The 25744-nt window shown below is 44.8% G+C and carries 21 protein-coding genes, 1 pseudogene and 1 riboswitch; of the genes and pseudogenes, 7 read left to right on the top strand and 15 right to left on the bottom strand.

Annotated elements, in window-relative coordinates; all coding sequences use genetic code 11:
* The first annotated feature begins 4 nt into the window (after positions 1-4).
* The 3 genes and pseudogenes from H525_RS0105915 (at position 5) to H525_RS0105905 (ending at position 3552) form a co-directional block, all read left to right on the top strand.
* Positions 5-1753, top strand: coding sequence for a COG1361 family protein (locus H525_RS0105915; protein ID WP_027415457.1), 1749 nt, complete (start codon positions 5-7; stop codon positions 1751-1753).
* Positions 1750-2677, top strand: a pseudogene (locus H525_RS22945) (ABC transporter ATP-binding protein). Before H525_RS0105915 ends, H525_RS22945 begins: the two are co-directional and overlap by 4 nt.
* Positions 2674-3552 carry an ABC transporter permease gene (locus tag H525_RS0105905; RefSeq protein ID WP_027415456.1) on the top strand — a complete coding sequence of 293 codons (879 nt, stop codon included), beginning with the start codon at positions 2674-2676 and terminating at the stop codon, positions 3550-3552. Before H525_RS22945 ends, H525_RS0105905 begins: the two are co-directional and overlap by 4 nt.
* An 85-nt stretch (positions 3553-3637) precedes the next feature.
* Here H525_RS0105905 and H525_RS0105900 read toward each other — a convergent pair whose 3' ends face one another.
* The 4 genes from H525_RS0105900 to H525_RS0105885 all read right to left on the bottom strand — a co-directional run bounded on the left by H525_RS0105900 (position 3638) and on the right by H525_RS0105885 (position 7670).
* Complete coding sequence (locus H525_RS0105900; RefSeq protein ID WP_027415455.1) at positions 3638-4873, bottom strand: O-antigen ligase family protein; 1236 nt, start codon at positions 4871-4873, stop codon at positions 3638-3640.
* A 189-nt stretch (positions 4874-5062) separates the two neighbouring features.
* The gene (locus H525_RS25360; protein ID WP_027415454.1) at positions 5063-5644 is read right to left on the bottom strand and encodes a hypothetical protein; all 582 of its coding nucleotides are present in this window, start codon (positions 5642-5644) and stop codon (positions 5063-5065) included.
* A gap of 17 nt (positions 5645-5661) precedes the next feature.
* Positions 5662-6210 carry an NAD(P)H-dependent oxidoreductase gene (locus H525_RS0105890; protein WP_027415453.1) on the bottom strand — a complete coding sequence of 183 codons (549 nt, stop codon included), beginning with the start codon at positions 6208-6210 and terminating at the stop codon, positions 5662-5664.
* Between the two features lie 203 nt (positions 6211-6413).
* A complete protein-coding gene (locus tag H525_RS0105885; protein ID WP_051330824.1) occupies positions 6414-7670 on the bottom strand; it encodes an ABC transporter substrate-binding protein in 1257 nt (418 codons plus the stop codon).
* Here H525_RS0105885 and H525_RS22935 point away from each other — a divergent pair.
* The gene (locus H525_RS22935) at positions 7620-8255 is read left to right on the top strand and encodes an MFS transporter (protein ID WP_245590410.1); all 636 of its coding nucleotides are present in this window, start codon (positions 7620-7622) and stop codon (positions 8253-8255) included. The two genes, H525_RS0105885 and H525_RS22935, sit on opposite strands and share 51 nt — an antisense overlap.
* A 232-nt stretch (positions 8256-8487) precedes the next feature.
* On the opposite strand, the gene H525_RS0105875 is transcribed toward H525_RS22935, so the two are convergent.
* The gene (locus H525_RS0105875; RefSeq protein WP_081413259.1) at positions 8488-9927 is read right to left on the bottom strand and encodes an aminotransferase class V-fold PLP-dependent enzyme; all 1440 of its coding nucleotides are present in this window, start codon (positions 9925-9927) and stop codon (positions 8488-8490) included.
* A gap of 290 nt (positions 9928-10217) precedes the next feature.
* Between H525_RS0105875 and pdaA the strand changes: the two genes are divergently transcribed.
* A complete protein-coding gene (pdaA, locus tag H525_RS0105870) occupies positions 10218-11006 on the top strand; it encodes a delta-lactam-biosynthetic de-N-acetylase (RefSeq protein WP_027415450.1) in 789 nt (262 codons plus the stop codon).
* Positions 11007-11079: 73 nt separating this feature from the next.
* Here the strand turns inward: pdaA and H525_RS22930 are convergent, their stop codons facing one another.
* From H525_RS22930 to H525_RS0105840, 6 genes are all read right to left on the bottom strand, one after another.
* On the bottom strand, positions 11080-12711 hold the full coding sequence (locus H525_RS22930) for a sodium:solute symporter family protein (protein ID WP_051330822.1): 1632 nt from the start codon (positions 12709-12711) through the stop codon (positions 11080-11082).
* Between the two features lie 143 nt (positions 12712-12854).
* Positions 12855-12955: riboswitch (SAM riboswitch) on the bottom strand.
* Positions 12956-13053: 98 nt separating this feature from the next.
* The gene (locus H525_RS0105860; protein WP_027415449.1) at positions 13054-13437 is read right to left on the bottom strand and encodes an OsmC family protein; all 384 of its coding nucleotides are present in this window, start codon (positions 13435-13437) and stop codon (positions 13054-13056) included.
* 212 nt (positions 13438-13649) lie between these two features.
* Positions 13650-14168 carry a helical membrane plugin domain-containing protein gene (locus tag H525_RS0105855; RefSeq protein ID WP_027415448.1) on the bottom strand — a complete coding sequence of 173 codons (519 nt, stop codon included), beginning with the start codon at positions 14166-14168 and terminating at the stop codon, positions 13650-13652.
* Entirely contained in the window at positions 14143-17124 is a 2982-nt protein-coding gene (fdhF, locus tag H525_RS0105850; protein WP_027415447.1) for a formate dehydrogenase subunit alpha, read from the bottom strand. Before fdhF ends, H525_RS0105855 begins: the two co-directional genes overlap by 26 nt.
* 161 nt (positions 17125-17285) lie before the next feature.
* Positions 17286-18245: an MBL fold metallo-hydrolase gene (locus H525_RS0105845; protein ID WP_027415446.1), complete on the bottom strand. Its 960-nt coding sequence runs from the start codon at positions 18243-18245 to the stop codon at positions 17286-17288.
* A gap of 142 nt (positions 18246-18387) precedes the next feature.
* On the bottom strand, positions 18388-19302 hold the full coding sequence (locus H525_RS0105840; RefSeq protein WP_027415445.1) for a DMT family transporter: 915 nt from the start codon (positions 19300-19302) through the stop codon (positions 18388-18390).
* 112 nt (positions 19303-19414) lie between these two features.
* Here H525_RS0105840 and H525_RS0105835 point away from each other — a divergent pair, with 112 nt between their 5' ends.
* The gene (locus H525_RS0105835; protein WP_027415444.1) at positions 19415-20848 is read left to right on the top strand and encodes an aminotransferase-like domain-containing protein; all 1434 of its coding nucleotides are present in this window, start codon (positions 19415-19417) and stop codon (positions 20846-20848) included.
* 716 nt (positions 20849-21564) lie between these two features.
* On the top strand, positions 21565-22134 hold the full coding sequence (locus H525_RS0105830; RefSeq protein ID WP_027415443.1) for a shikimate kinase: 570 nt from the start codon (positions 21565-21567) through the stop codon (positions 22132-22134).
* Between the two features lie 175 nt (positions 22135-22309).
* Here the strand turns inward: H525_RS0105830 and H525_RS0105825 are convergent, their stop codons facing one another.
* Genes H525_RS0105825 through H525_RS0105810 form a run of 4 tightly spaced genes read right to left on the bottom strand, consistent with a single transcriptional unit; the run spans position 22310 to position 25734 of the window.
* Positions 22310-22702, bottom strand: a complete 393-nt coding sequence (locus tag H525_RS0105825; RefSeq protein ID WP_027415442.1) for a PaaI family thioesterase — start codon at positions 22700-22702, stop codon at positions 22310-22312.
* 46 nt (positions 22703-22748) lie between these two features.
* Entirely contained in the window at positions 22749-23726 is a 978-nt protein-coding gene (locus H525_RS0105820) for an electron transfer flavoprotein subunit alpha/FixB family protein (RefSeq protein WP_027415441.1), read from the bottom strand.
* Positions 23727-23741: 15 nt separating this feature from the next.
* The gene (locus H525_RS0105815) at positions 23742-24506 is read right to left on the bottom strand and encodes an electron transfer flavoprotein subunit beta/FixA family protein (RefSeq protein ID WP_027415440.1); all 765 of its coding nucleotides are present in this window, start codon (positions 24504-24506) and stop codon (positions 23742-23744) included.
* 34 nt (positions 24507-24540) lie between these two features.
* Positions 24541-25734: a thiolase family protein gene (locus tag H525_RS0105810; RefSeq protein WP_027415439.1), complete on the bottom strand. Its 1194-nt coding sequence runs from the start codon at positions 25732-25734 to the stop codon at positions 24541-24543.
* Positions 25735-25744 lie beyond the last annotated feature (10 nt).

Below are 25744 nucleotides of genomic sequence, written 5' to 3'. Positions count from 1 at the left end.
ACACATGATAAAACGAAGACCGGCACGGCGCAAACTTCTAACATTTGCCATTATTGCCTTATGTACATTTTTCAGCGGGTGGGGATTGCCCGGTGCATTCGTATATGCCGATACATCGCCCAGTATTACGATTAAGACAACAGTAGGGTTTAACGGGGAGTACAAATGGAACTCTCTCGTCCCTTTATCGGTGACCGTTACCAACCAGGGAGCGTCCGGGGTTGAAGGTAACATTCAGTTAGACTTGAATGGTCAAGGGCCATTTGGCGGTATCTATTCACAGCACCTTTCCCTTGCAAAAGGTGAAACGAAAACCGTTCATTTTACTATTTTTGGACAACTGTTGGACGGGAAACAAGCCGCCGGGTATGTGGAATGGGTAGATAATAATCATACTCCTGTTAAGCAGCCGCTTATCGCAACGGGGATGTCTGAGGGCACAACGATGGTCGGGATTCTATCAGATGATGCGACGTTTGCCCGTTTACTGCAATCACAGCCACCGGAAAAAAACCAGCCCTTTCCCCTTCATCTGACAGCGCTGCACCCGAATGACATTCCAGCCGACTCTCTTATCACAAGCCAACTGGATGTGTTGCTTGTCAGCGTCAATCAAGAGGCAAAATTATCGCCGGCTCAGAAGCTAACCATTCGGAATTGGACGGCTGACGGAGGTTTGTATCTATCTGTTGACGGTAAAAGCAATTCGCAGATATGGGATGCTGTTAGCAAAAAGGAAAGAGACCCTTCGGTAGCGAACGCAAAAGGCCGTTCGCTTGGACAATATCAACAACTGGGGGACATTGCCGCGCAAATCCCGGCGCTTCGCCTCCCGAACATTCCGAACGCCGCTTTGTTCTTTCTGTGCTATATTCTCGTAGTCGGGCCGCTTACCTATTATGTGATGAAAAAGCGCAACCGTCGGGAATGGAATTGGCTCGTGATTCCCCTTGTTTCACTCATTGTGTCGTATGGGATTTACGGCTATGGCAAATGGAAGCATGGAGACAGTGTCATCCTGCAAAATATAAGCGTGGTTGACATTAAAAACGGCGGGCGGGCTGATGTGCTCGGGGGAACTGCTTTTTTTGCCCCGCACGGCGGCGATTATCAATTGCGTTTTACAGGGAGTCCGAATGTTTTTCCCATTAGAAACAATCCGTATCGTGAGGATACTTACGACAGTCTCGCAACCGTTTCAACTGGCCCGGGGCAAACCAACATTCAATTCAATAATACTGCGTTCTGGTCCTTGCAAAAGTCGTTTGTCTACCGGCATTTGCAGGACGCAGGCCAGTTTAAAACATCGTTGGTCGAACAAAATCAACGTTTGACCGGCACGGTACAAAATCAAACAGCCTATACGTTGCACGATGTGAAAATTGTCTGCGGACAAAGCGTACAAAGCATTCCTAAGCTGGATCCAGGATCAGTCGTTCAGGTGAACCTGCCGATTCAACCTTTCCAGCCCACCGATCAAGCATTTACCCGGACTCCCTTCGCCCGCTCGCTCCTCCCGGAAAATGCTGCGGAGAAAAAAGAAGCTGGCCCTTCCCGGGAAGAAAAACTGCTGGAAATGCTTTTTAATAACGGAACAAATCTGGAAGCAAATAAACTACCCATTTATCTGCTGGGCTGGACGGATCAGCAGCCGTTTAAAAACAAAATCATGAATCAACCTTATACAACCTTCCAGCTAACGCTGGTAAAAGCATCCCTAGGTTACACGGAAGGAACGGTAGATACAAAATGATAGAAATAAGAAACCTTTATAAAACGTTTGGACGGACCGCTGCCGTGCGCGACCTCTCTCTCGATATAAAAAAGGGGCAGGTTTTACGGATTTGTCGGGCCGAACGGGGCTGGAAAGTCTACGACTATGTCCATTCTTGCGACATTGCTTACACCGACAAGCGGCACCGCTCTTGTGGGCGGATTTGATGTAACAAAGCACCCGCGCGATGTTCGACGTTTAATTGGCTATATGCCGGACTTTTTTGGTGTGTATGACAATCTCACGGTATATGAATACCTGGATTTTTATGGCGCAAGCTATGGGCTCAAACCAGACGAACGCGAACGGATCATCCCGCAATTACTGGAACTCGTTCAATTAACACACAAAAATGATGCATACGTCGATACGCTGTCGCGTGGGATGAAACAGCGGCTCGGCCTTGCACGTTGCCTCGTACACAGTCCTGAGGTGCTGATACTCGATGAACCGGCGTCCGGATTGGACCCGCGTGCCCGTATTGAAATGCGGGAAATACTCAAGGAATTGCGCAGAACCGGAAAAACGATTTTAATTAGTTCTCATATTCTTCCGGAATTGGCAGAGATGTGCGATACGATCGCCATCATTGAAGCCGGACAGCTGATCGCCGAGGGAAAAGTGGAAGAGATTTATGCGAAGATGCACCAGCAAAAATTGTTACGCATTCGCGCGCTTGATGACCAGGAAGGCCTTCTGCGTCGCCTGCGGGAAGCGCCACTCATCTCCAACGCCGTGCGGGAAGATGAGTGGATTACCGTCAGCTTTAAGGGAACGGCTGCTGACCAGGCTGCCCTTCTATCCACCCTTGTTTCGGAAGGCTTCTCGCTTGCCGCGTTTGGTGAGATGGAAGGAAACCTGGAAGATGTCTTTTTGGAGATTACGAAAGGAGTCGGCTCATGAACCGTCTATATCGTTTGGCGAACCCTGTTATTGGCAAAGAATTTCGGATTCGAATGCGCTCCGCGAAAACGCCATTGACCCTCTTATTATATTTGTCATCCCTTGGTGCGGTTGTTTTTACGTTGATGTATTTTGCTTTTAAAGACGTTTACACATTTTCACCGGATCGCACCCATGAATTTTTTATCCTGCTGTCGATTCTGCAATACGCGCTCATTATATTCATTACCCCGGGATTAACCGCGGGGATCATCAGTGGAGAAAAAGAAAGGCAGACCCTTTCAATCCTGCTTACGACTAATCTCTCGCCGTGGCAGATTGTCATCGGGAAGTGGTTTTCATCCCTTAGCTTTATGCTGCTGCTTGTTGTCTCCTCCGCCCCCCTTTACAGCATAATATTTTTATTCGGAGGGATATCCCCTGCCCAATTGCTGCGGGTGTTTGGCATTTATATCATTACGATGCTTGCGATCGGCGCGGTTGGCATTTTTGTGTCGACCATTATGAAACGAACAGGGGCAGCTACGGTGGTAGCGTACTCGGTTATATTTGGCTATACAGCACTCCTGGTGCTGCTTAGTTATTTGCTGTACCAATCTATCGTTTCGGATTTGCAGGCCATTCAGGGCCCAGGCCCGATGCCGCCCCTTTGGACGCATCCCCTGTACGGCTGGCTGCACGCCCTCGACAATATTGACCCGGTAAGCATCGTTTCCGTAGTTTTTGCACAGCAGCCGGCTATCTTTAGCGAGAAGTTTAATGCAGCCGGTCATTCCACGGACCCATACTGGATTTTTATTCTGTTTTACGGATTGGTTACTGTTGTATTTCTCTGGCTCTCCGGTTTCCTGATTCGAAAAATTCAATCCAAATAACGCTTGCGAAAAAAATCAGCCCGTGCCACTTTTATAGTGATTCACGGGCTGATTTTATAGTGATTCACGGGCTGAAACGTGACGATCAGGAATACTTTCGCACGGCCATCGCAGGCTTAGCAAAAAAACGGACACGTGATGAATATCGGTCCCAGCTACCAAGCAAAATAATAGCAGGTAACGCCGTTTGGGGAGAAACTAAAGGGTGATCGAAAATTCCTGTAATAAGAATAATCGGCATGGTGAATAAAAATAAATCAAGATAACGTTTCTGATTTTTTAAAGCTAGTGCGGCTTTTGATAGTTTATAGAATGTACAAATGACCAGAAATATAAAGGTTAAGCCTCCTATTGTCCCATATTCTGAAAAGAAACCAAGGACAATATTGTGGGCGTGCGTTATTCCTCCTTCTGCCAGTTGAGCATATGCATCTTTAAACCCAATTGGGGTTACGCCAAAGAACGGATGATTATACCAGATATGGACGCTATTTTCCCAAATCACTTTTCGCGTATAAGCGGATTCACCTATATTCTGTGTTCTTGGCAGCAGTTCCGATATTTTATTCTCCCCGATAAAGGTCAGCAGGCACAGCGAAGCGCCGCCGAATACCCAACGGTAGCGGAAAGAAAATAAAAGAAACAGTACAATCATACATACGACGCCTGTGCGTGAGCCAGTTTCCGCGACGGCTACCGCTATTGCGGCGATCATTCCCACGGACAAAATCGTCTTCTTACTGAATCCCTTTCTTAATTGATTCAATAGGTCAACGAGCAAAAAGGCTAATGCAAATAGAAGGAGAAACGAAGCAAAATTCGGATTATACGCGCTTCCGAATAAACGATCCGGTTTATCATATCCTAACAAAAGCGAGCCCGTAAGCATCCCGAGTACGCCGGTGCTGCTGTAAAAAGTATCTCCGAACAGCTGTATTTGGCCTACAATAAAAATATAGATACTTCCCCATATCACCTTCTGTTTATACGTGCGCATGGAAGACAGTTTCCCGTGATCTTTCACATGCAGGTAAAGCCCCAAATAACCAAGTATCATTAGGGGGACCAGTATGTACTTCCATTGATGAAATTCAATCAAAGCTCCAATCGAAGCGAGCAGAAGACTTAAGAAAAAAATGGTACTCAGGTTTATGTACAAAGTTGCTTTTTTACGTATAATTTTATATATATGGTACCATCCTGTTACCAGCAGACAACCGATCCCGATGGGCGGCAGAAGAAAAAGCAACAGGATTCCCAGTTCAAGAATATGTGAATTTATTTTAGTGAAAAGTTTTATAAAAAAAGTTTTGACACTCATATATACTTCCCCTTGGTAATAGGAGTTGACACCGATCCAAATATCTTCATTTTACATAAATTTCGTTCTTTTTTGAAGGGGTTATTTACCTTCCTTTTATAACCAATTGTTTACTATAACATACCATATTACACGATAATACGCATATACACAATAATAAGTACCTCTTAAACAAATAAGCATCGCCAGCTACTTGTCGTCCTTCTGTCTATTCAAGGTACGCAGAGCGTGCCGGTACACTTCATCAGCATTAGCCTTTGTATTGTCTTCCCATTCTTTATTCTCTGTATCCCTGCTTTTTCCTTCACGAAAGTTCTTCAAAGCCATTCGATAATCCTGGTCTGATTTTTTAACGGCAAGTTTTTCGTCGATTGATATATTCTGTAAGGATCGAGGCCGATTGGCTGGCGGCGGGTCAGGCTGCCGAACGAGCGTAGGCTGCCGTTGAGTCTGCACAGCCGGCTGTTGATCGTGCGTAGCTGTGTGTTCGATTGGTACAGCTGGTTGATGAGTTGGCCCGATTGGCTGTTCAATGGGTGCGGCTGCATGGCGGGTTGGCATGGCAGACGGTTGATTCTGCGAAACCTGTTGTTTGGTTGGTGTGGTTCGGGTCGGCGGTGGTTCGAGTGTTACATGTGTCATTTTTGCAGGACGGGTTGGATGCGAAGCTGCTTGTTTGCGGTTCATGCGCGAGCTTGTCCGGACATTAAAGATGATAAGAAACAAAATAATAATAAAAGCAATGACTCCAAATATAATAAGAGGCAACATGTATCTCGACTCCTCAGTTAGGATGTTTGATTCCCTGTTAATTTTCTCGTGATCCGGGCAACCCGTTTGCCGAGAGACCGGCCAAGCGCAAGTTCCGCTTCCGATGGTAAATTTGGAGGATCGTCAGGAGACGCTTCAATCGGACAGGTAACGCCAACTCCATAATAAGAACCATATAACGCGTTCTCCGGTATATTCCCGGGTAAACCTACAATAATCATTCCCTGATGAAGCATTGGTGTGATCAAATTTAATAAGGTAGCCTCAATTCCGCCATGCACGGTTGCTGTTGTACAAAACACGGCTCCGACCTTCCCGATTAACTTGCCTTCCGCCCACAAATACCCCAATCTATCGATCCAGTTTTTAAGTCCCCCACTTATCGTTCCGAAATGGCCGGGGCATCCCCAGATGATCGCATCCATATCAACAAGTGCACGGATCTGGGCGTTATCGACATGATCTAAATAAACTTCCGCATTTTCCTGGCCGGCTCCTTCGGCAATCGCTTTGGCCAATGCTTCCGTATGGCCGTTTTCACTGTCATAAATCACATAGATTTTCATATTTGATCCCTCCGGTGCAGCCAATTCTGTTTTGTTAGTAGTATTTTTTACGTTAACCTTTAAAGGTATGCAAAAACGTGATTTATGCCTACCGGGAAATTCTGTTATTCACGATTCCGGTCACTCTTTGTTGGCGGAAATGGGTGATACTTTATTATCGGGGTGACAAAAAAATCGAAAAGATTGGTTAAAAAATTTCAACTTTATTTGAACCAGATATTCTTAAAATCAACCCATCCGCTCGGGCTCACTTTTACACCTCGCAAAGAAGGATGGGACATCGTACTCACTGTCTTATAAACGAGAAAAATCATTACATATTGGTCTTTTAATTCCTGCTCTATTTTTTGCAAAATTTGTTGTCTGCTTTCATCGTTAGGTTCTGCTAACAGCTCACTGATGTTCCGGTCAACGAAGGAAGAGAGTTTATCGTCCAAATGGGAGCGGATGAAACTGTTCGAGGACTGATAGTATTCGATCAGCCTAATCATTCCTTCACTCAACAAAGCCTCAAATAGAATCAGATCCGCTTTTTCCATATTTTCTTTCTTTAACATGTCGCGCCAGGAAACAAGATTTACATGTACATGAATGCCGTACGTTTTGTATTCGTGTTTGAGCCAGAAGGCATCCGGGGCATGTCGGCTGTATGTAAAAAGTTGAAGAGGTTCTCCCTGATACTGAGACTGGCTTAACAGGTTCAGCGCCTCATCCCCTTTCCAATCTTTATCAAAAAAGCTCGGCCTGCCGTTTACCTGAAAATTTCTCGACGGATAAAGCCGGGGTTCCCCCAATTCCACGATCATTTTCTGGCGATTAATCAAGTGGTACAAAGCTTTGCGAAAATGGATATCCTGAAGAGCTCCCTCCTTTTTCAGGTTAACAGTCAGCAGGCTACTACCGCATAAATCTTCCGCTTCTTCCCAATCCCGTGCAGAATGGACGGCGGCTTCACCTGACCAAACGACTAATAAATTGGATTTCGGTTCAAGGAGGAATTCGTTGTTTGTCTCAGGTACAATAATAATTTCGATCCGATCTATAAACGCCCGCCCTTGAAAATGCGGGTCAAACGCTTCCAGCACACAAACTCCCGAGGACCATTTGGTAACTTTGTACGGGCCTGAACCGACGGGAAGATCAGTCATGCCTTCCCTGTTTTCTTCATAGACATCCCGGGGTACAATCGAAGCGGGGGCAAAACTCAGGAACCGTAAAAACAGATGATTCGGTTTTGTTAAATGGATTTGCAGGGTATATCGTGAGAGAACCTTGATCGAATCAATATCCCTGACGAGCCAATTCTGGGCGCATGATGCATCAGCCAGGCGTGTTAAACTATACAAAACATCATCGGCAACTACATCACCGCTATCTGTTACCTTCTCTGCCTGTTTTTCCTTCTTCAATTGTCCGTCGGCGAAACCGTGACCCGAAAAGGGAAAGGCAACTTTAGACAAGAACTGTATGAAGGATGGACTGCTTTTACATCAAATAAATTATTATGGATGATGACCATCTTCGTCATATTCCTAAATTGTACCACGGCTGTTATCAGCACGACGATTATTTTCTACGCAAAAGATGAGCTAAAACTTTCTTCTTCACTATTGGCTGTCGTGCTGTCGGCTTCGGGTGTGGGAGGATTGGCAGGAAGCCTACTAATCAACCGCTTGAGGGCTCGTATCGGACTGGGGATGATTTTTGGAATGTCCGCTTTATTAAACGCTTTGTCTTATATCGCGCTTTATTTTTGTGCAAATCTAATGACCTTGACTGCAATATTATTTATCATAGGAATCGCCATCTCATTCAACGACATATGTGTGTATACATTCAGACATGAGCAAACCCCTGGCCATCTTATCGGCAGAATCGGCGGCATTACAGGCACCCTTTTTCGCTTGGGGATGCCCGTAACCATGTATTTGTCCGGCTGGATGGTTGTGTGGTGGGGAACGGCCTCTATCTTTATCAGTTCAGCCGTCTGGAATGGATGTGTCTTTGCTGTTTATGTTCGAACCCGGTTATGGAGAGTTCCTTAACTTGATGAAGAAATCACTTCTGACTTTTTAAAACCACCTTTTAAACCAAAGCTGGAAATTCCTACTTCTGTTCCTTTAAAGCGCTTATTTCTTTTTCCAGTTTTTCAACCCTGTCCATTAACAAACTCACTGTTTGATGAAGTGAAAAGATTTGCTTTTCATAAGACGGTTCCGGTATTTTTCATTTCCACATCGAAAAAAAGAATAAAAAACAATGAATCGCTTGTACTTTTCAGCCTAACCGAAACGCGCCTTCCATGTCGAACCGCTTGTGGCGGATATAATAATAGTCATTCGTTTCCGGATCATACACATAATCATTTTTCAAATCCGCTATGTTTTCAGTGATGAATCGCATCGCCTGCAGAAATGTATCGATTTCCCGATTGGTCATCGTTGGGTGAATCGAAAAACGTACCCAGCCGGGTTTTGTGGAGAAATCACCCTGATCGATTTTATCCGTAATCTTTTTTGACGTTGTCTGGTCGATGTTTAATAAATAATGGCCGTACGTGCCCGCACAGGAACAGCCTCCGCGGACTTGAATACCAAACCGGTCATTCAACAGTTTTACAATCAAGTTATAGTGAACATCTTCGACGATAAAAGAAATAATGCCGAGCCGTTCTGTGATATGTCCGGCCAGCACATGCAGCCGCGGAATTTTATTCAATTTCGTTAACAAAACTTCGACCATTCCTTTTTCCCGCCTTACCATATTGTCCGTGCCCATTTGTTCTTTTAATTTTATGCATAACGCAGATTTGATGCCCTGCAATATCCCCGGTGTGCCCCCGTCCTCACGCACCTCGATATCCGGGAAATAGTGATGGTATCCCCACGGATTTGTCCACGTGACTGTGCCGCCTCCAGGTTTATCCGGAACTTGATTGGAGTACAGTCTTGAATCAAAAATAAGCACCCCGCTCGAACCCGGCCCACCCAAAAACTTATGGGGAGAAAAGAAAATACCGTCGAGCTTTTCCAGAGGGGATGCTGGATGCATATTGATATCTACATAAGGGGCGGATGCAGAAAAATCCACAAAGCAAATCCCCCCATGCTCATGCATTTTTCTCGCCAGTTCATGGTACGGGGTCTGGATGCCAGTCACGTTGGAACAGGCGGTAAACGAGCCGATTTTCAGCTTGCGGTGATTATACTTATGGAGAAGTTGTTCCAACTGTTGTACGTTTACGGTCCCGTTTGAGCGGGGCGCCATTATGACGACATCTCCGATCGTTTCCAGCCAGGAAGTATGGTTCGAGTGATGCTCCATATGGGTAACAAAAATAACCGGCCTCTCTTCTTCGGTAACTTTCACCTTATTTCTCAACGTTTCCGGCAGCCGCAGACCCAAGATTCGCTGAAGTTTATTGACAACTGCGGTCATCCCGGAGCCGTCCATAATAATCACATCGTGTTCGTCCGCATCCACATGATTTTTTATAATGGCTTGCGCCTGTTTATACGCTAATGTCATAATCGTACCTGTAATATTTGATTCCGTATGAGTATTCGCAATAAACGGGCCAAAATCATCAATGATTTTAGATTCAATCGGACGATATAAACGTCCGGTTGCCGTCCAATCGGCGTAAATCACCGGCTTTCTGCCAAAGGGTGAGATAAACGTTTGTTCGGCTCCGATAATGTTTTTACGGAAGGACATAAAATAACCCTCTAATTCTCCAGAAAGCTCATACCCTTCATCCCCGATTCCTGTTGTTTCCAAGTTAAACTCCTCCCTTACCCGTATCTGCCTATTTCTATCGTATGTTTTCGGCAGAGTATGGGTTAATATCACACTGCGCTGCTGCTTACCGCAAAAATCCTTGAATATATTTGGTACCCATCCGTATTTTTCTAATTCAAAAAAGCACATACAACCCCAATCTTGTAGGGGAAAATATGTGTTAATTCATACAAAAAGCTGCGAGTACCAAGGAGTGAACTAATGTAATGAAGCGTTTAACCTGTATCATAACTTTTGTTTTATTTATTTTGTCTGTTTCCCTGCTGCCGTTTTACTCTGTGGAAGCATATCGCGATACTGCTTATCACTTTGGGTTTAAAAAGAGTAAAAACGGTCAGCTTCCCTCCATTGATCAGGAGGGATTTAAAGACATTCTGGTCAAGCATGGGGCGGTCTTCCTCGGGGATACGACAAAAAAAGAGCTCTACCTTACTTTTGATAACGGATATGAGAATGGCTATACGGTACAAATTTTAGATACGCTGAAAGAGAAAAAAGTTCCGGCAGCTTTTTTTGTCACCGGACATTATGTCAAAGATCAGCCTGAACTGCTGAAACGGATGGTAAAAGAAGGCCACCTCATTGAAAATCATTCCTGGGGTCATCCGGATATGGCAAGAATTTCGGATAGCAGAATGAAAGAAGAGCTGAACAAAGTGAAGGAAGAGGTAGTCCGGGTAACCGGACAAAAGGAAATGCCTTTTATGCGTCCGCCGAGAGGGATCTTTAGCGAGCGAATGCTTGCAGTAAGCAAACAACTGGGGTACACCAATGTTTTCTGGTCCATTGCCTATAAAGACTGGGATACGAAGAAACAAAAAGGCTGGAAATACGCATACGATAGCTTCATGGGCCAACTGCACCCGGGCGCGGTCATCTTGCTCCATTCCGTTTCCGGTGATAATGCAGAAGCACTGAAAAAAATCATCGACGACGTCAGAAAACAAGGGTATGAGTTTAAAAGTCTGAACCAAATGAAGACGAAAAGACCTTGAGAAAAAGTTAAGTCAAAACAAAACCCGCCAGCCTAAGCTAGTGGGTTTTGTTTTTTCTTGCTATCTGTATTATTCAGTTAGCAACCTTAACCTTGTTCTCATCCATAATCTGGTGTGCTTGATCTTTGTAGGTGGTAAATATCATGGTGGCAGCAAAGAGACATATAACAGCAACAAAAAGACAGAGACCAAAAAGACCTTTTTGATAAAGCCAAGTGAAATTTAACACTGTAATTACGGCTGTTCCTAGGCTTACCCCGGTACATAAAGCTCCTAAACGAGCGTAGGCTGCTCTTTCATTCCATGTAATACGGCTTGCATTTTCAACCAATGCAACGATAGTTAGCGTCACGATGTTGGCTATCATTCCCGGCCAAACCGGATGGACCTGCAGGAAAAATTGATTAATCTGCCACCCTCCAAGATGATACCAAAGCAGACCTGTGAATGTTCCAACGGCCATCGATGAAAGTACAGCACGCGAGGTAGCCAGCGGCCAAAAAAGGGCCGCTACGACCGGCGCGAAGGTAGCTGAGTTTCGAGCCACCCAAGCAAGAATATTCCACCATGCCGACTGCTCAGCACGCAGAGAGGCAAAAATCACCATTAATACTGTGAGCAGAGCCAGCGACCATTTGGTATAACGGATATAGGTTTTCTCGCTCTGTCCGGGAACAACCGCTTCGCCTACATCCTTCCCAAGGCTTGTTGCACCCGAAAATTGGCACGGAGCCCCCCAACTTAATGCACAGGCCCAGAATCCAAGGAAAAACAGCGCAACAAACGGTGCGGGAAGCACCTGCATTAAATAATGAGGAATCGCAACCAAACCGCGGGTTTCTCCATGAATAACACTGGCAGCAGCCAGACCAAATACAACAGCCCCTATAATAAGAGGAACACCAAGAACAGCTGCCCATAGAAGACCTTTTTTTCCTTCTTCCGGTGTGCGGCAGGACAAGGCCATCTGAAAGGCTGCTTGTGCTAAAATCACATTTACAATGAAAGTGCCAAACCACGCGACAATCGTTTGAATCCCCACATTTGAAAAAGAATACATCTGAGGTTTAGCTAAGGCAAACTGCTTCAAACCTTCCAATCCGGGATGAATAAACACAGCCGCAAATCCAACGATCAGCATAATATAAAAAACAATCGTGTTTAATAACTGTGTGTACCCAATTGCCCACATTCCTCCAAACTGCAAATAAGCAAAAAGAAGAATAGCTGTAATAGCAACAGCGGTAAGCAGGGAAACACCGGTAAATACGTGAAGAGCCGAAGCAAATGCCAGTGCGGTTGCTACTGACCACATTGGAAAGGAAAAACCTGTAATCGCCCCGGCAAGCGCCCGGGATCTTCTTCCGAAATGATCGCCAATTAATCCCGAAATTGTAATCAGAAGTTTTTTTCTAAACGAAGCAAGCAATAATGTGGCAATTAACAGCACTTGCAGCGTTTCCGCCACCCCATACCATATAGCCGATACCCCCTTTAGATAAGACAATTCAATAATCGAAATAAAAGAAGAACCGGAAAACAATCCTGTAATGCATATGGCAACAAAAAATGCGCTAAAATTTCTTCCTCCAACGAAATATCCGTTTCCACTGCCTGCCCTTTTTCTCGCGATTCTGCCAATGGAAATTAGCAAAATCGTATACGCAAGCGCAAACCCAACAAACCAATAACCTACCGATGTCACAGTGGAACACTCCTTTTTATTTGTACTTTCTTGATTTATTTACTTGGATTTCTCGGTACTCAAATTCCTTTCTTCGATTCTTACCATAGAATTAAAAAATCCCCTTCTGGACAGAAGAGGATTTAAATTAAACAATTTCCATCTTCTTATCTGCCAGAAAATTTTTCTGCTGGAAGTAGCACCTTGTAGATACAGGTTGCTGAGATGTCATTGGGCCAGAACCCTCAATCTCTCTTGATAAGAATGAATTCGCTATAAAATTATTTTTCATTCTAAACCGTTAATTCCTATTTGTCAACTTACTTTTTACACTCGTAGGTTTTTTGACCTGAACCCCCTGTTTTATTGAGTTAATTCAAAAGACTCCGTAATTTGAATACTATCTTTAACGGATTGCACCATGGCGCAATTTTTCCGGGTGACCTCAAGGGCTTTTGCTATTTTTCCCTCTTGAAGGTTTTTCCCTCTAATTATAAAATGCATATCGATTTTTTCAATGCGATTGGCTTCCTTTTCATTTCTTTGTACATTTACGGCTACTTTGATGTCCTCATAAGAGATGCGCATCTTTTCTAACACTTTTCTTAATACACCACCACTGCATACAGCGACAGAAGAAACCAATAATTGATAGGGACGAAATCCGTAATTTTCATCCCCTGAAATATGCAGTTCACCATATGAGAAGTTTGTTGCAAATCCATTTTCTTCCATATAAAATTCCATCAGTTGATTCTCTCCTTTTTCAGCGTATACGTTCGACTAAGGTTATTATACGCTAACACGAGGACTGTCGGAAGTAATCGATAGTCCTTGTCCATTCATTTTTAGCTATTCCGGTAAACGATATCTTACTCTTGGAACGCAATCTTCACGCTGCAGCCGAATAATATGCCCTTCATCCACAAATTCATCCAGATACTACGGGGGTCCCTCCATCATGTGCTTTGTGTTTCGTGTATTTCCTGTTTAACCTGTTCTTTATTCTTACCAAACTCTATACCCATTCCCCGCAAAAAATTAAGTAAAACGTTAATGGATGAGTTGATTTCAGGTTCCCGAAGGGCCTTGACCATTCCCCATACACCTGTATAGTTGTCGTTTGGCACGGACGCCTTCTCCAAACCTTGATTGAGCCCGTTAAGCAGCATATGGACTTTAATCGGGTCCAGTTTGCTTAAAAACTGCATCGCAATCACCGCGTTTTTCATCATAGAAGGGATGCCAGCTACACGTACAAACTCCAAGCCTACTTTTGCTACCTCATGCTTGTTCTTAAGGATGCCCTGTATGATATCGAAAATTCCCGATTCATGGGCCTCTTTTATGATTTCGATAAAAGCCACCAGAGACTTTCGGTTATCGCTTAAAACTTTCAGGATTTCCTCCATGGATTCTACCTGCTGCTGCGTCTCGGTTGGGATTTGTTTTTCAATCCTGGTAATTGCCCTGGCCATAAGTACCCTCCTCTTTTTTCACCGTATCCACAACAGGCACGTAGCCCAGCCGATTCCATTTTTCTTCCACTTTTACCCCAACCTGAGGGACGCGATTGCCAAAGCGGTAGTTCACCCTTGGCAGCGGAATTTCTCCCGTCGGTTCAAGTATTTCGAGATGGACGCCCATTTCCTTATAATTCGGCGTATGGGTTACAATATCATGATAGCTGCTGGTCAGTCGGTTGACGGCTTCGTTATCTTTTCTCGTGTTCATCGGCAAATACAATTCATTCCCCTTCACACGGTCCGTAATAAGGGCGCGCACTTCAACTTTTCCGTACGGGGAGGTTAGCCGTACAAGTGCACCGTCTTTTATCCTGCGATCTTTTGCAAGTTCCGGAGATACTTCGAGCCAGACGGAAGGTACTTTGTGACGGAGACCTTCTGACTTATACGTCATGTTTCCTTCGTGGAAATGCTCAAGCAATCGTCCGTTGTTTAAATGTAAATCGTATTCTTTTCCCGGCTGGAATGGCGGTGTCCAGTCAACGGGGAACAGCTTTGCTTTTCCATCTGGGAAGGCGAACTTATCCGTGTATAACAGAGGCGTATCCTTACCTTCCGGTGCTACCGGCCATACCAGACTGTTCCAGCCCTCCAGCCGCTCATAGCTAACACCCGCAAACACAGGCGCAAGACTTGCCGCCTCTGCCATAATTTCGCATGGATGCGTATAGTTCCAATTCGCCCCCATGCGATTGGCAACCGCCTGAATAATTTCCCAGTCAGGTTTTGATTCTCCCAGCGGTTTAAACACTTTATAAAAACGCTGAATACGTCTCTCGGTATTGGTAAACGTTCCGTCTTTTTCAAGGCTGGGCGCCGCCGGTAAAACAACATCCGCAAACTGGGCAGTTTTCGAAAAGAACATATCCTGCACGACGAAGAATTCCAGTTTGTCAAAAGCCGCATCAACATGGTTAGAGTTGGCATCGACAAGCGCCATGTCTTCACCAAATAGATATAACGCTTTAAGTTCTCCTTTGTGAATGCCTTCAACCATCTGGTGGTTATTATAGCCCGGTTCTTCCGGCAGTTTTACGCCCCATGCCCCCTCATAGCGAGCCCGCACTTTCTCATCCTGTACCGGTTCATATCCCGGGAACCAGGCCGGCATGGTACCGAAATCACAGGCACCCTGGACATTATTATGTCCGCGCAGCGGGTATGCTCCCGTACCCGGTCGGCCATAATTACCGGTTACCAACAATAAATTGGATATTGCTGTACTCGTATCGGTTGCTCCCATATGCTGGGTAACCCCCATCGCCCACAAAATACAAACGGATTTTGATTCGTGGATCATGGTAGCTGTCTTTATGATTTCGTCTTTTGTTAGGCCCGTTGTTTCTTCCGCATACTCCAGTGTGTACTTGTCCAAGGTGGATACATATTCTTCAAAACCGTTGACTCTGTTCTTTAAAAAGTCCCTGTCTTCCCATCCCTGATCAATAATGTATTTCGTTACAGCCGATAACCAGATCAGATCGGTACTGTGATTCGGGTGAAGATACAAATCAGCCCGCTCAGCCAATTCATTTTTTCGTAAATCTGCGACAATTAGCTTCTGTCCAAACAGTTTATGGGAACGCTTAATACGTGTAGCTAAGACAGGATGCGATTCCGCCGGATTGGCGCCGACAACCATGACCAGCTCAGACTCTATAATATCCTCAATGGTTCCCGAATCGCCGCCAATTCCAACTGTGCGCAGAAGTCCTGCGGTAGCCGGGGACTGGCAGTATCGCGAGCAATTGTCTACGTTATTACTGTGCATAACAGCCCGGGCAAACTTTTGAAAAATGTAATTTTCTTCATTGCTGCACTTGGAAGAGGCGATATAACCGATGGAGTGCGGCCCGTATTCTTTCTTAATGTAAGACATCTTTTCAGCAATCAAATCAAGGGCCTCATCCCAGGTGGATTCGACAAAAGTGTCTCCTTTACGGATTAAAGGTTTTGTTAAACGTTCCTCACTGTTAACAAAGTCCCACCCCCATTTTCCTTTTACACAGGTGGAAATACCATTGACTGGCCCTTCGATTTGCGGCTCCACCTTGAGGATTTGGCGATCTTTGGTCCAAATCTCAAAACTGCATCCTACCCCGCAATAGGTGCAGACTGTTTTTGTGCGCTGTATTCGTGACTTACGCATGGCGGATTCCATCTCTGAAATCATAAAGATTTCTCTGTACCCCGGCTCCACTTCTTTTGTTAAATCAATCATCGGCTCAAGGACATCCGCTACGATCCCCGTAAGGTAGCCGGCTTCGCCCAACATCGATTTTTCCATTAAAGCATTACACGGACATGCCGTTACACAGTGGCCGCAGGAGACGCAGGACGATTGATCGATCGGAACATCGTTATCCCAAATAACGCGGGGGCGCTCACGGTTCCAATCGATCGTTAACGTTTCATTTACCTGTAAATCCTGGCACGCCTCCACACACCGGCCGCAAAGGATGCATTGGTCAGGTTCGTAACGATAAAACGGATGCGTGGTGTCAGGAGGGTAAGGTTTCGCTTCAAATTCATACTTTTGGTGCGCTAACTGCAGGTGTTCGGCAGTATTGTGCACTTTACAGTTTCCATTGTTATTGTCACAAACGGTACAATACAATTCATGGTTTTGCAGAATACGGGACATCGCCTCTAACTGTGCTTCTTTTACTTCATCTGAATCAGTCGTAACGTTCATTCCAGGTAATACCTGTGTGGCGCAAGACCGTACCAGTTGGCCGTCTACTTCCACAAGGCACGTATCACAAGTTTGAATGGCGCCCAACTGAGGATGGTAACAAATATCCGGTATGTAACAATCGTGTGCTTTGGCGACATCAAGAAGGCTCTGCCCTGGAACCGCTTTGCATTCCTTGTTATTGATACGAAAGGAGAAAGCATCATTGGTCATGTTTATCCTCACCTCGTTGTATTGCCTATTTTTGCATTTTCATCCACTCCTATTACCATACCCTTGTTCCATAAAAAGAAACATCATCTTCACACTTTCCTGGAAACCACCGGGTTTGCATGCAAAACGCCGTTTGGATAACCAAACGGCGTTAAAAAATTTTATTGAGCTGATTTCTTTTGAAGGGCCGCAAAATAATGTGCAAGCCCCATACCACACACATCTGTATCTAATTTAATAATACTATAAACGGGATGATCGACCGGAACATGCCGCTCGCTTAAATGCTGCTGCACTTGTTGAAACAAGCGGGCGGAGATTTCTTCGGCCCCTTTACCTTCCTGAACCACCTGTCGCGCCGTCTCCACAAACCGGGGAAGCCAGTAATCGATTTGTCTATACACTTCTACTGTATCAGTGGACATACCAAAATGACCGAAATAAATGCGATCCACACCCATTTCCCGAATCCGTTCCATGGAATTCTTCATCGCGTCGGGGTTAAACTGGTTCGGTGAAGTCGACGCAAGATACAGGTCTACCCCTAACGCTTTCAATTCCGCGTAGTATACGCCTATCGTATCACCGGTAAAAATCCCGTTGCTGGGCGGATGATAGATACTAAAATGATGGTTGGCGTGACCCGGGGTATCATAAAACTGTAAGGTACAGTCCGGTCCGATCGTTAACGTTTCACCATCAGCTTTAACGATGATTCGTTCTTCCGGAACGGGTACAATGGGGTCGTAAAGGGCGTCAAATTTGTCCCCGTACACCGCCCTTGCCCCTTCAATTAGTCTTTCCGGGTGTGCCAAATGCCTGGCGCCTTTGGGATGGACAACGACGGTTGCTTTTGGACAATCCTGTAACAACAAGCCGACACCGCCTGCATGGTCTAAGTGAATGTGGGTGACAATAATATATTGAATGTCTTTCGGATCGATGCCTAAATCATGTAACCCCTTTAATAAATACGGAATGGAAGGGCTAGCGCTTGTTTCAATAATCGTCAATTGCTCTTCCTGCAGTACATAAGAACCTGTTCTTCCAAACATCCCAAGATCGCATACATCAATAAACTGTATTCTGTTCCCTAAATCAACCGGCTTTCTTCTCTCCACTCTGTTCACCTGACCTTCCATGTTTTCTAGTCGAGCCGTTTATTCTATGTTGTTTTTCAAATGCGAATATTCATTCACTATGATTATATCATACATAGAAAAGCATAAAAGAAATCAGGCGCACATCTTTATCTGCACAACTTTATTTACCCATCGCTTGTTCCGGTTTGCGAATGAGACTCCGTAACGCATCAATATTGACCAGTACGATTCCGATAAGAATCGTAAAAACCCCTATCAATGCCACCCATGAAACCACTTCGTTATACAACAACACTCCCAAACCAAGTGCAATCAGCGGAGATATATAAAGCCAGGTAGCCGGGAATACAGGATTCGTTTTGGCAACGAGCCAATAGAATATGCTGTGTGCCAGCATGGAACCAACGATGATTAAATAGAGGAGTGAGCTTACCGCATTCAGTGTGAGCATTGCATTCACGTGCACATGTTCGGTAAAAAACGATAAAACGAGCAGCATGGCTCCTCCATACATCATCTGGGCCGCATTCAAGGCAATAGGGGATGTATCCGGAAAACGCGGAATCACGCGTTTGGAATATAAGGCACCCGATGAATAGCATATTTCGCCTATCAAAATCCCAATACATCCCATCACCCAAAACAAACTCACATGAACGGAAACACTGGGTAAAAGCAGGAAAAGTACACCTGCAAATCCTATGAAGCAGCCATACATCGATTTAACCGATGTTTTCTGCCGAAGAATGCCGGTCTGAAGCAGCAGGATCATAATCGGCCCCGTTGCCGATAAAACCGCTGCCATTCCCGAAGCCACATACTGTTCAGCCCAATACAGCGTTGCAAATGTGCCAAAGGTTAAGCCGGCACCTGTAACCAGCATCTCCTTGCGTAAAAGAAGCGTTACGGTTGCCCTTCTTTTCCATAGCATCCAAATAAAAAGTACGAGACCCGCCAGAAGAAAACGAATCCCCGCTGCAAAAAATGGCGGCACACCGGCATTAATGCCTACTTTAATGGCCAGAAAAGTCGTCCCGAAAATCATGCACATCAGTATATAACCGAAAATAACCATTTATCTTCCTCCTTTTTTTCATCATAATAGGAGGAAAATAGAACAGATATGTTACCACAGAACAGATTGTGGGGACATCGTGTAAAATGAAAGAAAAAGGGGGATGCTGCGCATGAATGAAAACTTCCCGGTAGCCGGGCAATCGAATTCTCTGTACGACCAAGTGTATGATTACCTGTTGAACCGGATAGCGCGCGGGGAGTGGAAAGAACATGATAAGCTCCCATCTATACGAATGCTGGCACAACAATTGAATGTACACCGGTTGACCGTCTTCAGGGCTTACCAGCTGCTTAAGGATAATGGAAAAGTATATGTAAAAGATAAATCAGGCTATTATGTTCAGCCGAATTTTAGAATGGCGGTCGATCATGGGGAAGATTCCCCTATCTCTTCCTATTTTCAAAAAAGCCACCTGTCTGAAATCCATCAGGTGCCGGTTACCTATCAGTTTTCTAAAGCGCTTATCGATCCGAATCTTTTGCCTAATCTTTATTTTTCACACTATGTAAAAAAGGTATTTGATTTGTACCCGAAAGTACTCGGCACCTACTCCACGGTGCAGGGAGATGAAGAACTGCGCGAAACACTTGCCCGCTATTTCTCAAAGCGCCACCGGTTCCACGTTTCTGCGGATGAGTTATTAATCACATCGGGGGCGCAACAGGCGATTGACCTGATTTCTAAAATCCTCATAAAACCCAAGGATGCTGTTTTGTTGGAGCGGCCAACCTACAGCGCCGCGATTGATATTTTTCGCCGGCAGGGTGCGCATCTCATTCCGATAGATATCCATCCCGGAGGCTATGATTTAGCGCAGGTTGAAAGTTATATGAGACAATTTAAGCCGCGCCTCTTTTACCTTAACCCTACCTTCCACAACCCAACGGGCTACACCGTTCCGGCGGAACAGCGAAAACGGCTCGTAGAGCTTGCCGAACAGTACCGCTGCCTACTGGTGGAAGATGACCCGTTTCACGATACGTATTTTGACCGGGAGCCGCCTGCCCCACTTTTTGCATATGACACAGAAGGGTGGGTTATGTATATCCGCGGCTTTAGCAAATACGTTGCTCCCGGCCTGCGTATTGCCGCTGTCGCAAGCCGGCCGCCCTTAATGAAATGTCTCTTACCCGAGAAGTCCTTATCAGATAACGGTACGCCGCTGCTGAACCAAAAAATTTTTCTCCATTATTTCACCTCCGTCCGGCTGCAGCAGCATCTGGAAAAACTCCGGATTGCGCTCAATATTCGAAAGGACATTATGGAGGAAGAACTAGCCGTGGCGAATTGGAAATGGACCAGCCCAAAAGGCGGTCTCAACCTGTGGGTTAAGCTGCCTGAGACAATTCCCATGGAAGCACTGCTTATCCAAAGCATGGAGCAGTCTGTTTCCTTTGTTCCCGGGTCCATCTGTGATCCGCTCAGGAAATCAGAGTCCTGGCTGCGATTAAGCTATTCCTATGTGAATGAACAACTATTGCGCGAGGGTTTACAGCGACTCGTCAGCCTGGCCCGTTCATTGGACTCTGCCAGTGAAAAGTAACCCGTCTTAACAATTTAAAACCCCTGCAGCGCGGATTTCTCACCGCTGCAGGGGGGCTGTTTTAGGGACAATTTTATAGTATTTTGTGAAGAGTTGCGAACAATAAGTTCTGGTTGTAGGATGATACGCTGCTTACCTTCTCGCGAAAGATTCTGTTTCTATTTCATCTTACTTCATGTAAGTGCCTCTTTTCGTACGGGATTATTCTCGATGGAACGTTTCCCAGTATACTAGAGGCGCTTTTTTCGTTCAAAGCTCAAATTACTTCATTACAGGAATTGCTCCTCTTTAGTGGAATGGGTTTAGTCACCTGTATTCTTCTGCAAGTTGGGGCTGAAGTCCTTTTTTATGGTAAAAGTGCAAAACGCTCAAATATAATCACATTCACATATTCATTGAAAATAAGACATACATCAATTTCAAAAAAGTATTCCATTTTGGCCAATCAATTCATAGTAAATTCATACCGGTTTGAAGCATGGAATATCGATTTTACCATACTATATATGTTGGTTCGTATTTTCATAGTCTACTTGCTTGGAGGCATCTTTTAAAGGGCTAAATAGAATTGTATAATTGAATAAGTAACACTATTTATTTTTAATATTTCCTTAAAATAAATATTCGAACTAAAACTTTTGTTATTTTTAGTATATACATGAAGGAAAGTATTTCCTCCAGTTTATAGTTAACTAACAGATAGGAGAACAAAGTAAATGATGAAAGAAAGGGAACTCCCCGTCAGAGAAAAAAACATTGTATTCATCGGTTTCATGGGAGTGGGAAAGACAACAATTGGTCAACTTGTCGCTAAAAAGCTTTACAGGGACTTTATAGATATTGATCAATATATTGAAGAAAAGTATAACATGCCTATTTCCCAATTGTTTAAGGAGAGGGGTGAGCGACATTTTCGAAAGATAGAAAGGGAAACCGTTCTTGATATTTGCAAAAATCATCGTTGCAAAATTGTTTCTTTGGGCGGTGGAGCATTTCAACAGGAAGAGATCAGGAAGGTATGTCTGGCTCATTGCATTGTGCTTTTTCTGGATTTATCCTGGGATGCCTGGAAGGAAAGACTTGATTTACTAATTGATAATCGGCCTGTATTGCATAACCGTACAGCAAGTGAAATTCAGGAATTGTTTGAAGAAAGACAGCTCGCTTATTCAAAGCACAATTCAAAAATTGAAACCGATAATCAAAATCCTGAAGAAGTAGCTGACTATATTGTTAGTGCATTAAAATTCGGATGGGATATATATCAGCCTCACACCGATCTATAGGAAGGATTATAAATTAGGGGCTATTTAACTTTTTATTTTTTTATAGTATAAGCATAGAGGCAGGATTAAGATGGGATTAAATTGGCAGCTTTTTATATAACGGAATGATCGGGCACAATGAAAACAGTTATCTTGGTTAAAACAAAGATAACTGTTTTCGTTTACAAAGACTGTTTTATCTTTTTTTCAGGATCATAAAGGTGGCAGTGCCTATTGCTACCAAGTCCCCATTCGAATCATAAATCTCCGCCTGACCGACTGCCAATGACCCACCGCGATGGTAAAGTTTGGACTTAGCCGTCAAATACTCCCCTGTTGCAGGGCGGATATAATTAACTTTCAACTCTACTGTGGGGGAAATCTCCTCTTCTGTGAGGACAGAGCGTACGGCAGAACCGATCGCTCCATCGATGAGTGTAGCCAGTGCTCCTCCGTGAACAGACCCTCTTCTTTGATGCAGATTCGGAGTGATATCCATTCGTAGTTCGGCATACCCTTCCTCGATTTTCATTTCCTTCATCCCAACATAATCCCAAAATGGACTCATTCCCGGTTCAGTTTTTTTCATCACACGTCTCCTCTTTGTGAACCCTTAAATACCTCTATTACACACCCTATGCATAACTCACTTCTAGCATTTTCTTGACTTCATCTGCTAGAAGAGGAACGACTTCAAAAAGATCTCCTACAATTCCATAGTCCGCCACTTGGAAAATAGGAGCTTCGGGATCATTATTAATCGCCACGATAATTTTAGAATTGGACATCCCGGCTAAATGCTGGATCGCGCCGGAAATACCGCATGCTATGTAAAGATCAGGTGTTACGACTTTCCCGGTTTGGCCGATTTGCAGGGAGTAATCGCAGTATTCCGCGTCGCATGCGCCACGAGAGGCACCAACTGCTCCGCCAAGCACTTCTGCCAATTTCTGAAGCGGTTTGAACCCTTCAGCACTTTTCACCCCGCGGCCACCGGAAACGACAATCTTGGCTTCGCTAAGATCCACACCACCAACTGCTTTTCTGACGACCTCTTTTACAATCGTACGTACATCTTTAATCTCGGGGTGAAAGGAAATGAATTCGGTTTCCACTGGATTTTCCAAAATTTCAAAGTTATTTGGACGAAGAGTGATAACCCCTTTACTTTCTTTGAATATTTTCTTTTGGAATGCCTTTCCCGAATAAATCGGTCGGATAAATTTCACTTGATCATTCTGGCAGGCAACCCCCGTACAATCGGAAATCAAGCCAATTCCTAAACGAGCCGCTACTCGGGGCGCTAGATCTTTTCCCATTGCAGTATGACCCATCAAGATCACATCCGCTTCCACTTTTTCAATCAACTGATGGAGAGCCTGGGAATAGGCATCTGCCGTATAAACGGATACCTTTTCTTCATCGACAATATACAGCTTATCTGCTCCGTACTTACTGATCTCGTCGAGGTTCGTTGCTGCAACTGACCCAAACAATGCGGCTACGACTTCTCCGCCTTCAGCCAACTGGCGGGCCACAGTTAACGCTTCGAACGACACATTTCTTAATTTTCCATCTTTGGTTTCGGTAAGTACAAGAACTTTTCTACCCATAATGATCCTCCTCAATTAGATTACTTTTGCTTCATTGCGAAGCAGTTGTGCTAGCTCATTCACCTGTTGCGGAATTTCGCCTTGTAAAATCCGTCCTGCCTGTTTCTTGGACGGCAAGTATTGGTCAATGACCGCTGTGCAAGCCGTTACTTTCTGAGAGAGTCCTAAATCTTCAACTGACAAACGCTCCAAGGATTTTTTCTTCGCTTTCATAATCCCGGGCAACGATGGATAGCGAGGTTCATTCAAACCCTGTTGGGCTGTAGCCAGGAATGGCAATCCTACTTCGATGACCTCGGTATCTCCATCCACGTCTCTTTCCACCGTTGCTTTTATACCATCCAAAGTCAGTTTGGTAATGGAAGACACGTGCGGGATGTCCAATTCTTCAGCGACCCGAATGGCAACTTGGCCTGCACCGGAATCCACAGCCATATTTCCGCCGAGAATCAGATCAAAACGGCGGTCTTTAATAGCTGCCGCGATCCATTTCGCCGTTGTATATTCATCGACTTCTGTCCCATCTACTTCAATGATGATGCCTTTATCTGCACCCATGGCCAGAGCAGTACGCAACGCGTTTTCCGCTCGGGCAGGCCCTACGGTCAGAACCGTCACTTCCGCCCCCGTTTCTTCTTTGATCTTTACGGCCTCTTCCACTGCGTATTCATCATAGGGATTGATGATAAATTCCACGCCATCTTCACTTATCCGATCATCCTTGATGACGATCTTTTCTTCCGTATCAAAGGTTTGTTTGATACATACAAGTATATTCATGATAAAATCACCCTTTCTCCAATCATCGTGTATTTTACACTTGTAAATTCTCTACAATCGTTGTAATCCCTAAGCCTCCTGCAATGCAAAGGGTGACGAGTCCATACTTTTCTCCCCGCCGTTCCAATTCATGCAAGAGTTTGGTTAAGAGGATCGCTCCGGAAGCACCAATCGGATGTCCCATGGCGATGGCTCCTCCGTTGACGTTAATCTTCTCTAGATCTGTATTCCATTCCTTGATCACAGCCAAGGCTTGAGCGGCAAAAGCTTCGTTTAATTCAATCAGGCCTATATCAACTAGTTTTAGACCGGCCATTTTTAATGCCTTCATGGTTGCCGGAACAGGTCCGATTCCCATGATCTCTGGCGAAACCCCAGCCGATGCTTGGGCAATAATTTTGGCTTTAGGCTTTACTCCACATTTGCTTGCTGCCTCTTCTGACATCAAAAGCAGAGCGGAGGCGCCGTCATTTCTTCCACTGCTGTTTCCAGCAGTAACCGTACCATTTTCTTTAAAGACAGCATTTAGTTTTGATAATTTTTCGTTCGATGTTTTTCGGGGATGCTCATCCGTATCGAATCGAACCGTTTCTTTTTTGGTTCTGATTTCATAAGGAACAATTTCCCTTTTAAAATAGCCGCGTTCAATGGCATGAAGGGCAAGATTCTGACTGCGTGCAGCAAACTCATCCTGTTCTTCACGGGATATCTTATATCTCTCAGCCAAATTTTCAGCCGTCATTCCCATAGTTAGGGGGCCATATACTTCGACTGGTTGAGAACGGGGTTGACTTTCTGTATTGGGATCCAAAATTTCCCCATTCCCTGCCCCGAATCCGTAGCGGGCATGCCGAAGATAATATGGCGCCGTACTCATACTTTCTGCTCCACCTGCAATCACGACATCCGATAATCCGCATTGAATTTGCTGAACAGCATTATGAACCGCTTGAAGTCCTGAACCGCACTGGCGATGTACCGTATATCCGGGAACTTCAACGGGAAGCCCGGCACGCAACAGAGCTAGTCTGGCCAGATTTGGGGAATCGGTACTCTGTTTCCCTTGTCCCATAATCACTTCATCCACATCATTTTTATCTATGCCTGTACGGACAACGATCTCTTCGATAACTTTAGCCGCTAAAAAATCTACCTGTACATCTTTCAAACTCCCTCCGATTCGCCCGATCGCCGTCCGAACCGAATCGACAATGACAGCATTCCGCACATGAACCACT

Origin of the sequence: Aneurinibacillus terranovensis DSM 18919 (genome assembly GCF_000430625.1) — a bacterium.
In the GTDB taxonomy this organism is placed as follows: Bacteria; Bacillota; Bacilli; order Aneurinibacillales; family Aneurinibacillaceae; genus Aneurinibacillus_B; species Aneurinibacillus_B terranovensis.
This window is presented reverse-complemented; position numbering and strand designations above follow the sequence as displayed.